The sequence below is a fragment of the Streptomyces sp. NPDC087263 genome (assembly GCF_044744645.1).
Classification (GTDB): domain Bacteria; phylum Actinomycetota; class Actinomycetes; order Streptomycetales; family Streptomycetaceae; genus Streptomyces.
Window position 1 is genome coordinate 688,388 of sequence record NZ_JBIUYT010000002.1, and the last position, 12,359, is coordinate 700,746.

11 protein-coding genes are annotated in these 12,359 nt (G+C 70.4%); 6 read left to right on the forward strand and 5 right to left on the reverse strand.

The genetic code is table 11. From position 1 onward, the window contains the following. Nucleotides 1–43: 43 nt before the first annotated feature. Entirely contained in the window at nt 44–1,309 is a 1,266-nt protein-coding gene (locus tag ACIPC1_RS08310) for an MFS transporter (RefSeq protein ID WP_402514412.1), read from the forward strand. Nucleotides 1,310–1,360: 51 nt separating this feature from the next. On the opposite strand, the gene ACIPC1_RS08315 is transcribed toward ACIPC1_RS08310, so the two are convergent. Continuing rightward, the gene (locus ACIPC1_RS08315) at nt 1,361–1,945 is read right to left on the reverse strand and encodes a suppressor of fused domain protein (RefSeq protein ID WP_384393676.1); all 585 of its coding nucleotides are present in this window, start codon (nt 1,943–1,945) and stop codon (nt 1,361–1,363) included. A gap of 581 nt (nt 1,946–2,526) precedes the next feature. Here ACIPC1_RS08315 and ACIPC1_RS08320 point away from each other — a divergent pair. Beyond that, entirely contained in the window at nt 2,527–3,639 is a 1,113-nt protein-coding gene (locus ACIPC1_RS08320; protein ID WP_384393673.1) for a magnesium and cobalt transport protein CorA, read from the forward strand. 25 nt (nt 3,640–3,664) lie between these two features. Further along, complete coding sequence (locus tag ACIPC1_RS08325; protein ID WP_402514416.1) at nt 3,665–4,207, forward strand: hypothetical protein; 543 nt, start codon at nt 3,665–3,667, stop codon at nt 4,205–4,207. 43 nt (nt 4,208–4,250) lie between these two features. Here the strand turns inward: ACIPC1_RS08325 and ACIPC1_RS08330 are convergent, their stop codons facing one another. Next, nucleotides 4,251–4,958 (reverse strand): hypothetical protein, encoded by a 708-nt coding sequence (locus ACIPC1_RS08330; RefSeq protein ID WP_402514871.1) that lies wholly within the window; start codon nt 4,956–4,958, stop codon nt 4,251–4,253. 226 nt (nt 4,959–5,184) lie between these two features. Here ACIPC1_RS08330 and ACIPC1_RS08335 point away from each other — a divergent pair, with 226 nt between their 5' ends. Genes ACIPC1_RS08335 through ACIPC1_RS08345 form a run of 3 tightly spaced genes read left to right on the forward strand, consistent with a single transcriptional unit; the run spans nt 5,185 to nt 8,235 of the window. Further along, complete coding sequence (locus ACIPC1_RS08335) at nt 5,185–6,480, forward strand: magnesium transporter MgtE N-terminal domain-containing protein (RefSeq protein WP_402514418.1); 1,296 nt, start codon at nt 5,185–5,187, stop codon at nt 6,478–6,480. After that, nucleotides 6,470–7,054, forward strand: a complete 585-nt coding sequence (locus ACIPC1_RS08340) for a DUF1003 domain-containing protein (protein WP_402514421.1) — start codon at nt 6,470–6,472, stop codon at nt 7,052–7,054. Before ACIPC1_RS08335 ends, ACIPC1_RS08340 begins: the two co-directional genes overlap by 11 nt. A gap of 47 nt (nt 7,055–7,101) precedes the next feature. Then, on the forward strand, nt 7,102–8,235 hold the full coding sequence (locus tag ACIPC1_RS08345; protein ID WP_384393694.1) for an Mrp/NBP35 family ATP-binding protein: 1,134 nt from the start codon (nt 7,102–7,104) through the stop codon (nt 8,233–8,235). Nucleotides 8,236–8,381: 146 nt separating this feature from the next. Here the strand turns inward: ACIPC1_RS08345 and ACIPC1_RS08350 are convergent, their stop codons facing one another. The 3 genes from ACIPC1_RS08350 to ACIPC1_RS08360 all read right to left on the reverse strand — a co-directional run bounded on the left by ACIPC1_RS08350 (nt 8,382) and on the right by ACIPC1_RS08360 (nt 11,605). Beyond that, nucleotides 8,382–9,038, reverse strand: a complete 657-nt coding sequence (locus ACIPC1_RS08350) for a hypothetical protein (protein ID WP_402514422.1) — start codon at nt 9,036–9,038, stop codon at nt 8,382–8,384. A 320-nt stretch (nt 9,039–9,358) separates the two neighbouring features. Next, nucleotides 9,359–9,802: a sec-independent translocase gene (locus ACIPC1_RS08355; protein WP_402514424.1), complete on the reverse strand. Its 444-nt coding sequence runs from the start codon at nt 9,800–9,802 to the stop codon at nt 9,359–9,361. A 192-nt stretch (nt 9,803–9,994) separates the two neighbouring features. Then, a complete protein-coding gene (locus ACIPC1_RS08360) occupies nt 9,995–11,605 on the reverse strand; it encodes a trypsin-like peptidase domain-containing protein (RefSeq protein WP_402514425.1) in 1,611 nt (536 codons plus the stop codon). Nucleotides 11,606–12,359: the final 754 nt, after the last annotated feature.

Genomic DNA, 12,359 nt, shown 5'->3' on the forward strand with positions numbered 1-12,359 from the left:
GTGTATACGTCAACGATCTGGTCGAGGACTGCGAGGACCACGTATGCGCACCACCACAGGAGAAGCGGCTGAAGCGGACCCCATCGGCGACCCTTTCGACGCGGGAGCCGGCAGCATCCTGCGCCAGCCCAAGGCCGTCTGGGCGACGGCCGGGGCGTCCGTCGTCGCCTTCATGGGCATCGGGCTCGTCGACCCGATCCTGCCGTCCATCGCCAAGGGCCTGGACGCCACCACCAGCCAGGTCTCGCTGCTCTTCACCTCGTACTTCCTGATCACCGCCGTCGCGATGCTGGTGACGGGCTTCGTCTCCAGCCGCATCGGCGGCAAGAAGACCCTGCTGCTCGGCCTCGCCCTCGTGGTCGTCTTCGCGGGCCTGGCGGGCACGTCCGGATCGGTCGGCGAACTCGTCGGGTTCCGGGCCGGCTGGGGCCTGGGCAACGCGCTGTTCGTGTCCACGGCCCTCGCCGTGATCGTCGGCTCGGCGGCCGGTGGCAGCGCCGCGGCGATCCTGCTGTACGAGTCGGCCCTGGGCCTCGGCATGGCGTGCGGGCCCCTGCTGGGCGCGCTGCTCGGCAACGCGAGCTGGCGCTACCCGTTCTTCGGCACCGCGTTCCTGATGGCGGTCGGCTTCCTGTGCATCACGGCGTTCCTGAAGGAGCAGCCGAAGCCCGCGAAGAAGACCTCCCTGCTCGACCCGATCCGCGCACTGGGCCACGGCGGCCTCGCCTCAGCGGCCGTCTCGGCGTTCTTCTACAACTACACGTTCTTCACCGTGCTGGCCTTCACCCCGTTCGTGCTGAACATGACCCCGTACAAGTCGGGCGCCGTCTTCTTCTGCTGGGGCCTGCTGCTCGCCCTCTTCTCGGTGATCGTCGCCCCGCGTATGCAGGCCCGCTTCGGCTCGCTCAAGGTGCTCGGCGGCTCACTGGTCCTGCTCGCCGTCGACGTACTCGTCCTCGGTTACGGCAGTCACACCATCGCCGTGGTCTGCACGATCCTGTCCGGCGCCTTCATCGGCGTGAACAACACCGTCTACACGGAACTGGCCCTGGGAGTCTCGGACGCACCACGCCCGGTGGCGAGCGCCGGGTACAACTTCGTGCGGTGGTTCGCGGCCGCGGCGGCGCCGTACTTCGCGCCGAAGATCGAGGAGTGGAGCGACATCCACATCCCGTTCGTGGTCGCCGCCCTCACGGCGGTGATCGGCGCCGCGGTGGTCTTCGTACGACGGGACGCGCTCAGGCACGACGCCGAGGTGCTGGAGCCGCGGCACGCCACGGAGGACAGTGCCACCGTCTTTGCCAACTGACTGATTTCGGCCAGGCTCTGACCTGGGATCAGCCGGAGTGGGCCAGAAACCTCAGTCCAGCGGAACGGACCTGCGCAGTGGATCACGCAGGTCCGTTCCGCCGCTGAGCCAGCGCTCCTGGAGAGCGCCCGCGCCGTGCACCCGCTTCCACGCGGCCTCGTTCGGCGTCATGGGAAGCAGGGGCAGGAAACGTACGGGGTCGGCGGGCTCGTCCAGGTCGAGGTCCTCCACCAGGCCACCCGGCTCGGCGACCAGTACGGAGGTGAACGGCGCGCCCGGCCACAGGGGTTCGCCCACGTCGAGCGAGGCGCCGGGAGCCACGATCAGGCCCTCGACCTGCGGGGACGCGGCGAGTACGGCGAGCGGGCGGAGCACCTTGTCGGTGTCGGCGGCGCCGGCGCGCACCGAGAGGACCAGCTCGGCGCGCGGGCCTTTCACGGGGTCGGCGACCACCGACGTGGGGTCCGCCATCGGCTGGGCGGACATGCCGAGCGTCGCGTAGCGGACGATGTCGCCCTCGGTGAAACGGAGCACTTCGACGCGGTCGGTACCGAGGAAGGTGACCGCGGCCCGCGCGTCGGGCTCGCCCAGCGCGGAACGCATCCGGGCCTCGACCAGAGGGAGAACATCAGCCATGAACCGAGCATAGAACTCGTTAGTACGGGGTAAAGCGGCGCCTTGACGCTTCGGTGCGCTGATACTCTGGGCCCTCGGCCGGGGCAGCACGCAGAAGCGTCGCTCTCAAGTCCCGGCCCTCTGAGGCTGAATCCCCCCACGGGGGAACCGTCCAACTCCCCTGTGGAGGGAGCTGGACTCCCTACGGGGGATGGATCGTCCCTCACGGGGGACCGACCGGAGGAGGTGGGGCTGCAATGGACCGAAGTCATCCGTGCAGTACTACCCGCTCTTCCGGTCGCTGAGTTCCTTAGCTGGCTCTGTAATCCTGCTGGCTGTCGCCTCCTGCGAACGTGTGCATACGTGTCAGCGTTGCCCGGTGCACCACGGAAGAGCGCTTCGTTCCCACCTGATCCGTTCGATCCGAACGCGATCCGTCTGATCCAGACGTGATCTGCCTGATCTGAATCAGTAGCGAAGCTGCCACCGCGACGGTGCGGTGCTCCCCGCTTTGTGGACGTACCAAACATCCGCAGTCAGGACGTCCCCATTCCGGGCAGTTCCAACCGCCGCCGGCCGCCTCCGTTGCGAAGGAGCCTGCCATGTCGATGATTCGTGACCTCCGTGCCGCGGTCCGCCCCCGTCCCTCGCTCCGCAAGGACAGTGGCTCGTACGACACCACGCGCGACCCCGGGACCCCCTCCGCCGTGGTCGACTGCGCCATCTACCGCGACGGCGCCCGGGTGGAGACCCGCGAGCCCCTGACGCCGCACCAGGCGGTGCGTCAGGTGCACCGTGACGGCGGCTTCGTGTGGATCGGTCTGCACGAGCCGACCGAGGCCGAATTCTCCGGTATCGCAAGCGAGTTCGGGCTGCACCCGCTCGCCGTCGAGGACGCCGTGCAGGCCCACCAGCGACCCAAGCTGGAGCGGTACGACGACTCGCTCTTCACCGTCTTCAAGACCATCCACTACGTCGAGCACGACCAGCTGACCGCCACCAGCGAGATCGTCGAGACCGGCGAGGTCATGTGCTTCACCGGGCGGGACTTCTTCATCACCGTCCGGCACGGCGGGCAGGGTTCACTGCGGGCGCTGCGGCACCGGCTCCAGGACGACCCCGAGCTCCTCGCCAAGGGGCCCTCCGCCGTCCTGCACGCCATCGCCGACCATGTCGTCGACGGCTACATCGCGGTCGCGGACGCCGTGCAGGACGACATCGACGAGGTCGAGACCCAGGTCTTCTCCCCCGGCCGCAAGGGCTCCCCGCGCGGCACCGACGCCGGGCAGATCTACCAGCTCAAGCGTGAGGTGCTGGAGTTCAAGCGGGCGGTGTCGCCGCTGCTGCGCCCCATGCAGCTGCTGAGCGAGCGGCCGATGCGGCTGGTCGACCCCGACATCCAGAAGTACTTCCGCGATGTCGCCGACCACCTCGCCCGGGTCCAGGAGCAGGTCCTCGGCTTCGACGAGCTGCTCAACTCGATCCTCCAGGCCAACCTCGCGCAGGCGTCCGTCGCGCAGAACGAGGACATGCGCAAGATCACGTCCTGGGCCGCGATCATCGCCGTACCGACGATGGTGTGCGGGGTGTACGGCATGAACTTCGAGCACATGCCGGAGCTGCACTGGCGGTACGGCTACCCGGTGGTCATGGGCCTCATGGTGACCCTCTGCGTGGGAATCCACCGCACGCTCAAGCGCAACGGCTGGCTGTGAACCCCGGCTGGTTAGTCTTGGCCCCATGACGCAAGAGCTGCTCGACCAGGCCCTCGTCGAGGAGGCCACCAAGAAGTCCGGGCTGATCTGGGTCCGGGGCAGCGAGGTGCCGGTACTTCAGGGGCAGGCCCGTGCCGTGCCCACCCGCGCCCTGTGGCACGTGTGGCACGACGGCGCGGCCTGTCTGATCGGCGACGGGCCCGGCGAGCAGCCGCTGCCGGGACTGGTCGACGGGGGCGACGCGGTCGTCACCGTACGCAGCAAGGACAAGGGCGGGCGCCTGGTGGCCTGGACCGCGAAGGTCGTGGAGCTGACGCCCCGATCCCCGGAGTGGGAGGCGACGGTCGCCGAGCTCAAGGGCAAGCGGCTGAACGCCCCCGACGGGGAGGCGATGCCCGAGCGCTGGGCCCGCGAGTGCCGGGTGGTGCGCCTCGATCCGACGGGCGGCACCTCCGAACTCCCCGACGGCTCGCTCTCCGCGCCGCCGCTGCCCACCCCCGCCACCACCCGGCAGCCGGCCCCCGCGGGTCTTCCCCGTCTCCTCTTCAAGAAGCGCAGGCGACGCTAGAAGCAGGCGCGGCACGCCTACGACTGAGCCAGGCGCGGCAGGCCTACGAGGACGGCAGCTGCTGCCCGTAGTCCACCGTCTCCTTCTTGGTGGGCTCCGTCAGGGCGAAGTCCTTGCCCCAGTCCGTGAGGCGGAGGGTGCCGGCGTTGCCCGCGCGGACCAGGAGGAGGGGGTACGCCGTTCCCTCCAGGGAGACGTCCAGGGAGCCGCCCGAGCCGTCGCCTCCGGTGATGCGGAAGGTGCGGACGCCGGACTGCTCGTGGTAGCCGTCGGTGGAGAGGGTGCCCTGGAGGGTGAGCAGGCCGTCGAGGAGGACGTCCTTGTCGGTGAAGCCGCTGAAGCGCTTGTAGGTGGGGTCGTCGGTGGGAACCTTCACGTACATGCCGCTGAGCTTGTCGGCGACGTCCGTGTCCGTCGAGGTGGCGCCGCCCGAGCCGTCCGGGTGGGTCCAGAAGTCCGCGTCGGCCTTCAGATAGAGGTGCTCGCCGACCCTCAGCAGCCGGAAGGTCGACTCCTTCGAGGTGACCGACCCGGTGCCGCCGTCGTCCTTGAGGCTCATGTCGAGGGTGTACGTGGTCCCGTTGGTCACGACGGTTCCGGCGAGCCGTACCGTCTTCGCCGCCTCGGCCGCCTGCTTCGTCTTCGTCTGGATCTGGGCGGCGGTCAGCTTGCCCACCCCGTTCGTGCCCGCGTCCGGATCCTCGCTACTGCACCCCGTCAGTCCTGTCCCCGTCACGACCAGTGCGCACATCGCGCTCACCAGTGCGGCCCTGCGGGTACGGCCCTGGAGAATTGCAGTCACAGGTGGGGCGCCTTTCGAGCGGGGGTCCGGCGGCGGCGTTACGGCAGCGTACCGGTGCTTCCCTCGCCCGCCGGAAGGGGTCCGTCCGGACCGCCCACCAGGGCGTATCCGACCGGGACGGGCTAGCCTGAAGCCCACTCGAGCGGACAAAACGGCAGGAACAGGAGGCGCGGGCATGGCCGCAGGCGCCCCCCGGATCTTCGTCTCGCACCTGGCCGGCGTCGCCGTCTTCGACCCGAACGGCGACCAGGTGGGCCGCGTGCGGGACCTGGTCGCCATTCTGCGTGTCGCGCGGCGGCCGCCCCGGATCCTCGGCCTGGTCGTCGAACTGTCCACGCGCCGCCGCATCTTCCTGCCCATGACCCGGGTGACCGGCATCGAGAGCGGCCAGGTCATCACCACCGGAGTCCTGAACGTGCGCCGCTTCGAACAACGGCCCACGGAGCGGCTCGTGTTCGGCGAACTCCTCGACCGGCGCCTCACCCTCGTCGAGACGGACGAGGAGGTGACCGTGCTCGACGTGTCCATCCAGCAGCTCCCGGCACGACGGGACTGGGAGATCGACCGGGTCTTCGTCCGCAAGGGCCGCAGCGGGGCGTTCAGGCGCACCAAGGGGGTGACCCTGACCGTCGAGTGGTCCGCGCTCACCGGATTCTCGCTGGACGAGCAGGGGCAGGGCGCCGAGAGCCTCCTCGCCACCTTCGAGCAGCTGCGCCCGGCCGACCTCGCGAACGTCATGCACCACCTGTCGCCGAAGCGGCGCGGCGAGGTGGCCGCCGCGCTGGACGACGACCGCCTCGCCGACGTGCTCGAACAGCTCCCCGAGGACGACCAGATCGAGATCCTCGGCAAGCTCAAGGAGGAACGCGCGGCCGACGTCCTGGAGGCGATGGCCCCGGACGACGCCGCCGACCTGCTCGCCGAACTCCCCGAGGACGACGTGGAGCGGCTGCTGAAGCTGATGCGGCCCGGCGACGCGGCCGACGTACGGCGGCTGATGGCGTATGAGGAGCGGACCGCCGGCGGTCTGATGACGACCGAGCCCATCATTCTGCGGCCCGATGCGACGATCGCCGAGGCACTCGCCCGGGTCCGCAGCCCCGACCTCTCCCCCTCGCTCGCCGCCCAGGTGTACGTGTGCCGCGCGCCGGACGAGACACCCACGGGCAAGTACCTGGGCACCGCCCACTTCCAGCGGCTCCTGCGCGACCCGCCGTACACCCTGGTCAGTGCGATCCTCGACGACGATCTACAGCCCCTTTCCCCGGACGCCGCGCTGCCCGTCGTCGCCGGGTTCTTCGCGACGTACGACATGGTCGCGGCGCCCGTCGTCGACGAGAGCGGCTCGCTGCTCGGCGCGGTGACCGTGGACGACGTACTGGACCACATGCTGCCCGAGGACTGGCGGGAGACGGAGTTCCACCTCGACGAGGACGAGGTGGACGACGAGGGGGTGGCCGATGGCGCCTGAACGCGAGACGCGCGAGCGCGCCGTCTCCGGGGCGACCGCGGCCCCCCGGCCGCGCAACCGGCTCGACCAGCCGAAGCCGATGCGCCGCAGACTGCTGCCCGAGTGGGACCCGGAGGCGTTCGGGCGGTTCTCGGAGCGGATCGCGCGGTTCCTGGGCACCGGGCGGTTCATCGTCTGGATGACCGTCGTCGTCGTGGTGTGGGTGCTGTGGAACGTCTTCGCGCCGGGCGACCTGCGCTTCGACAACTACCCGTTCATCTTCCTGACCCTGATGCTGTCGCTCCAGGCCTCCTACGCCGCCCCGCTGATCCTGCTCGCGCAGAACCGGCAGGACGACCGCGACCGGGTCAACCTCGAACAGGACCGCAAGCAGAACGAGCGGTCGATCGCGGACACCGAGTACCTCACCCGGGAGATCGCCTCGCTGCGCGTGGGCCTCGGCGAGGTCGCCACCCGCGACTGGATCCGCTCCGAGCTCCAGGACCTGATCAGGGAACTGGAGGAGCGGCGTCCGGACGGCCGTGTCGTATTCCCGTCGGAGCGGCCCCGGGGACGTGACGCAGACGACCTGTGACAAGGCTTTCCGGGGCACATGGGGAGCCCCGTACCATCGACAGCATGGTGGCTACGGAAGACGCGGTGCGCGAAGCACTGGCGACGGTGAACGACCCCGAGATCCAACGACCCATCACCGAACTGGGGATGGTCAAATCGGTTGAGATCGCTGCGGATGGTGCAGTCGCGGTCACTATCTATCTGACCGTCTCCGGCTGCCCTATGCGCCAGACCATCACGGACACCGTGACGGCCGCGGTCGCGGCGGTCGCGGGCGTCACGCACGTCGACGTGACGCTGGACGTGATGGGCGACGAACAGCGCCGCGAGCTCGCGGCCGCGCTGCGCGGCGGGACGGCCGAGCGCGAGGTCCCCTTCGCCCAGCCCGGCTCGCTCACGCGCGTGTACGCGGTCGCCTCCGGCAAGGGCGGCGTCGGCAAGTCCTCGGTGACGGTGAACCTTGCGGCGGCGATGGCGGCCGACGGCCTCAAGGTCGGTGTCGTCGACGCCGACATCTACGGCCACTCCGTGCCGCGCATGCTCGGCGCCGACGGCAAGCCGACCCAGGTCGAGAACATGATCATGCCGCCGTCCGCGCACGGCGTGAAGGTGATCTCGATCGGGATGTTCACGCCGGGCAACGCGCCCGTCGTATGGCGCGGCCCGATGCTCCACCGCGCCCTCCAGCAGTTCCTGGCGGACGTCTTCTGGGGCGACCTGGACGTACTGCTCCTCGACCTTCCGCCGGGCACGGGCGACATCGCGATCTCGGTCGCGCAGCTCGTCCCGAACGCCGAGATCCTCGTCGTGACGACGCCTCAGCAGGCCGCCGCCGAGGTCGCCGAGCGCGCGGGCTCCATCGCCGTGCAGACCCACCAGAAGATCGTCGGCGTCGTCGAGAACATGTCGGGCCTGCCCTGCCCGCACTGCGGCGAGATGGTCGACATCTTCGGCACGGGCGGCGGCCAGGCCGTCGCCGAGGGCCTGACCCGCACCACGGGCGCCCACGTCCCGGTCCTCGGCAGCATCCCCATCGACGTCCGCCTCCGCGAGGGCGGCGACGAGGGCAAGCCCGTCGTCCTGACCGACCCGGACTCCCCGGCGGGCTCCGCCCTGCGCGCCATCGCCGGCAAGCTGGGTGGCCGGGCCCGCGGCCTGTCGGGCATGTCCCTGGGGATCACGCCGCGCAACAAATTCTGAGTACGGGACTGGAGGCGCCCCTTCAGGGCGCGGGGAACGGCGCGAGCAACCACGACGCGCCCGCAGGTTGAAACGCTCCCCACAAAGAGGGGGGCGCCGTCTTGAGTGACGGCGCCCCCCTCCTCGTAGCCTCGTACGCCCGCCGCCTAGGCGTACGCCCCGATGTCCTTGATCACCGAGAAGCCCAGCCCGTACGCGCTCATGCCCCGCCCGTACGCGCCCACGTGGACGCCCTCCTGGGTGGAACCCGCGAGGACCCAGCCGAACTCGGACTCGCGGTAGTGGAAGGGCGTGGGGACACCGTCCACGGGGAGGGACAGGGAGGACCACTCGGCGCCGCTCAGGTCGTCGGCCAGGACCCATGCCGTTTCCGTCTGCTGGTCCAGCCAGTCGTCCCGCAGGGTGTGGTCCATCTGGCCGGGCCAGGTGAAGGACAGCAGCCCCACTCCCGCGAGCCAGGCCGCCGAGGAGACCGAGGTGGCCTCCAGCAGACCCGTACCGTCCGCGCTGCGTCGTACGGGGCTGGCCGCGACGGTCACCACGACCGCGAAGCGCTCCTTGTCCTCCGTCGTCTCGCCACGCACGCTGGGCTCTTCGCCGTGCCCGATCGAACCGTGCTCGACGGCACCGTCCGCCGAGGTACCGACCTGCATCAGCCAGCGCGGTCCCGTGAAGGCCTCGTCGAGGCCGTACCACGGGAAGGGCGCCAGCAGGTAACCGTCGACCGTGCGCCGGGCGGAGGGGACCTGCTGGCCGCCCTCCGCGGCCGGCGCCTGCGCGCCTACCCGACTTGTCGTCTCCATCTGCCGGACGCCTCCTAGCTCTCGTCGGACCGGTGGGCCCACCCCCCTCGGGCGTCCTTATCGGTCCGCACAACAACTGGGCAGCATAGCCACACCACTCCGAGCAGCCGGGAAACCGCCCGGCGCGTGGGTATGTTTTGAGGCCGTGTGAGACTCAGATCACCTGTGGCGAGGGCCGTCTACGGCGCAGAGGGCGCGTCCCGTACGGCGCAGGGGCACGCTCTTGCGACACAGGTGGCGCGCTCGTACGGGCTCAGGTGGCGCGCTCGTACGGCCTCAGGCGGCACGCTCGACGGCCTCAGGCGGCGCGTTCGTACGGCTCAGGTGGCGTCCGCGTCGAAGGGCGGGCGCTCGTCCTTGGCGAGGTCGAGCTTCTCGGGCTTCTTCGTCATGTCGACGGAGCCACCGGAAGGGCTGGAGGAGCCGGCGGACGCTTCGGACTCACGGGCGTGCACCGCGTCCGTGACCTCGGCCATCTCCTTCTTCAGGTCGAAGCCGTTGCGGATTTCCTTGAGCCCCAGCTCGTCGTTGTCCAGCTGCTTGCGGATGAACGTCTTGGGGTTGAGGTCCTCGAACTCGAAGTCTTTGAACCCCGGGCCGAGTTCCTCGCGGATGTCCGCCTTGGCACTCTCCGAGAACTCGCGGATCTTGCGGATCGTGCGCGTGACATCCTGGATCATCTTCGGGAGCTTGTCCGGACCGAAGACGAGCACGGCGAGGACAACGAGCGCCACGACCTCGAGCGGTCCTATGTCATTGAACACCTGAAGCTCCTTGCGATGTCCTCGGTCCTCGGGCCCTCGGCGGTTCTTCCGTGGTCCGGGCCGTGTCCACGGTACCCGGCCATCCCGTCCGTCCGGAACTGTCCCGGGGCTTCCGGGTTCATGTACACGCCGGGTTTTCCGCGATGTTTGCCGTTCAGGGCAGCCCTCGGCCGTCTTTCCGTGAGATTCCCGTCAGTCGCTGTCGGCCGAACCGAGGACCAGCGTGAGCTGCTTTTCCGTACCGCCACGCAGGAGGGTCAGCCGCAGTGTGTCGCCGGGGCGGTGGGCGCGGACCCTCACGATCAGCTCCTCGCCCGAGTGCACGCGCCGACCGTCGACCTCGGTGATGATGTCGCCCGTCTTGATGCCCGCCTTGGCGCCCGGGCCGCCCGCCGTGACCGCCGGACCGCCGTCGCCGCCCTGTGTCCCGACCTTGGCGCCGTCGCCCGCGTACTCCATGTCGAGCGTGACCCCGATCACGGGGTGGGTCGCCTTGCCGGTGTTGATGATCTCCTCGGCGACGCGCTTGCCCTGGTTGATGGGGATGGCGAAACCGAGCCCGATCGACCCTGCCTGACCGCTCTCCGGGCCGGAACCGCTGTCCGCGGAGCGGATGGCGCTGTTGATTCCGATGACGCGGGCCCTGGAGTCGAGGAGGGGGCCGCCGGAGTTGCCGGGGTTGATCGGAGCGTCGGTCTGCAAGGCGTCCACGTACGAGACGTCACTGCCGTCGCCGCTCTCCCCGCCCGCCGTGATGGGCCGCTCCTTGGCGCTGATGATGCCGGAGGTGACGGTGTTGGCGAGGTCGAAGGGCGCGCCGATGGCGACGACCGGGTCGCCGACCTGGACGTTGTCGGAGTTGCCCAGCGGCATGGGGTCCAGGCCGCTGACGCCGGACACCCGGACGACGGCGAGGTCGTACCCGCTGTCGCGCCCCACCACCTTCGCCTCGGCGGTGTCGCCGCTGCTGAAGGTCACGGATATGTCGCCGCCGTCGGCGGCCGGTTCGACCACGTGGTTGTTGGTGAGGATGTGCCCCTGGCCGTCGAGCACGAACCCGGTGCCGGTGCCCTCCTGGTCGGACCCGCTCACATGCAGGGTGACGACGCTGGGCAGCGCCTGCGCCGCGATCCCGGCCACGCTGTCCGGAGCCCGCCCGGGCGCCTCCTTCCCGGCCTGCGGCAGCTCTACGTCACTCACCCCGCCGTTCCGCTCCAGATACACCCCGACGATCCCTCCGACGCCTCCGGAGACGAGCGCGATCAACACGGCCCCGGCGACCAGCGCCTTCTTCGCACGCCTGAGCTGCTGCGCCTTGGTGACGACGACCGCGCCGTTCTGCTGGAGGGGGCCGGGGGCGGCCCAGGGGTCGTAGTTCTGCCAGGGGGTGGGTGCGGGGGGTGCGGGTGCGGCAGGGGCCGGGGCGGGGGGTTCGTATGTGCCGTGAGCCGGTGTCGTGGGTGACGGAGTCGCTGGGGGCGCTGGGGTCGCCGCCGGGACGTGGGTGCCGTGCGCGGGCGTGACCGCGGGGTGCTGGACGGGCGGGGCGGACGCCCAGGGGCCCGGTTCGCCGTAGGGCGGGGTGCTGTAGGGGTCGGGGGCGTGCAGGGGCTTGGGGCGGCCTGCCGGGGTCTGGTCGGCGGGCAGGGCGTGGGATGGGCGGTCGGAAGGACGGTCCGGAGGAAGAGCCGCGGACACCTCGGCCGAGGACCGGTCGGCCGGCACCGCACGCGGAGGAAGGTCGGAAGGGCTGTGGGGAGGAAGAGCCGCAGACACCTCGACCGGAGTCCGGTCAGCGGGCACAGCACGCGGAGGAAGGTCCGAAGGACGGTCCGGAGGAAGACCCGCAGACAACTCGACCGAGGACCGGTCAGCCGACACAGCACGCGCAGGAAGGTCCGAAGGGCTGTGGGGAGGAAGGTCGGGAGGAAGAGCTGGGGGAAGTTCGGACGGATGGTCGGCGGAGCGGTCTGTGGGAGGGGCCACGGAGCGCTCGACGGAGGGGTCGGTGGGAGAGGCCGCGGGGCGGTTGGCAAGGCCGTCGGCGGGGATGCCGTTCGACTCGGCTGCGCCGTGGACCGGAACGGGGCCGGCCAGGTCAAAGTCGCCGCCGGTGCCGACACCGGCACCCGACCCTGCCGAAGTGCTGTGACCATCAGCGCCCGACGTTGCCAAGCCACTGTCGCCGCCGATGCCCGACCCTGCCGAGACATCAACGGCATCGGCATCGGCATGGTCACCGGCCCCACCGGGATCAGCGTCTTCCCGGCCGTACGGCCGGGGCCCGGCCAACTCGAAGTCGCCCTCGGGGTCCGCGCCGGGCGGCGTCGGGTCACCGTCCCCGAGAGGTCGCTGAAGCTCGAAATCGCCCTCGGTCTGGGCGTCGGGTATCCGTGCGCCCTCGGACGGGCCTGTCCCGGCCTCCCCGGAGGCGACCGGCGGCCGGGGCCGGCTCCACCACTTCGGCTTCGTGGGCTTCCCGTCGTTCATGCTCTCCCCACACCTGGCCCCCGGGCACAACTCGCCGACGGTTGCCGCAGATTGTCGACTCCGCGCC

Excerpts from the sequence above, each read along its gene's own strand:
- ACIPC1_RS08315 (WP_384393676.1), bottom strand. The coding sequence starts at position 1,945 with ATGGCTGATGTTCTCCCTCTGGTCGAGGCCCGGATGCGTTCCGCGCTG.
- ACIPC1_RS08325 (WP_402514416.1), top strand. The coding sequence starts at position 3,665 with ATGACGCAAGAGCTGCTCGACCAGGCCCTCGTCGAGGAGGCCACCAAG.
- ACIPC1_RS08310 (WP_402514412.1), top strand. The coding sequence starts at position 44 with ATGCGCACCACCACAGGAGAAGCGGCTGAAGCGGACCCCATCGGCGAC.
- ACIPC1_RS08330 (WP_402514871.1), bottom strand. The coding sequence starts at position 4,958 with ATGTGCGCACTGGTCGTGACGGGGACAGGACTGACGGGGTGCAGTAGC.
- ACIPC1_RS08335 (WP_402514418.1), top strand. The coding sequence starts at position 5,185 with ATGGCCGCAGGCGCCCCCCGGATCTTCGTCTCGCACCTGGCCGGCGTC.
- ACIPC1_RS08350 (WP_402514422.1), bottom strand. The coding sequence starts at position 9,038 with ATGGAGACGACAAGTCGGGTAGGCGCGCAGGCGCCGGCCGCGGAGGGC.
- ACIPC1_RS08320 (WP_384393673.1), top strand. The coding sequence starts at position 2,527 with ATGTCGATGATTCGTGACCTCCGTGCCGCGGTCCGCCCCCGTCCCTCG.
- ACIPC1_RS08340 (WP_402514421.1), top strand. The coding sequence starts at position 6,470 with ATGGCGCCTGAACGCGAGACGCGCGAGCGCGCCGTCTCCGGGGCGACC.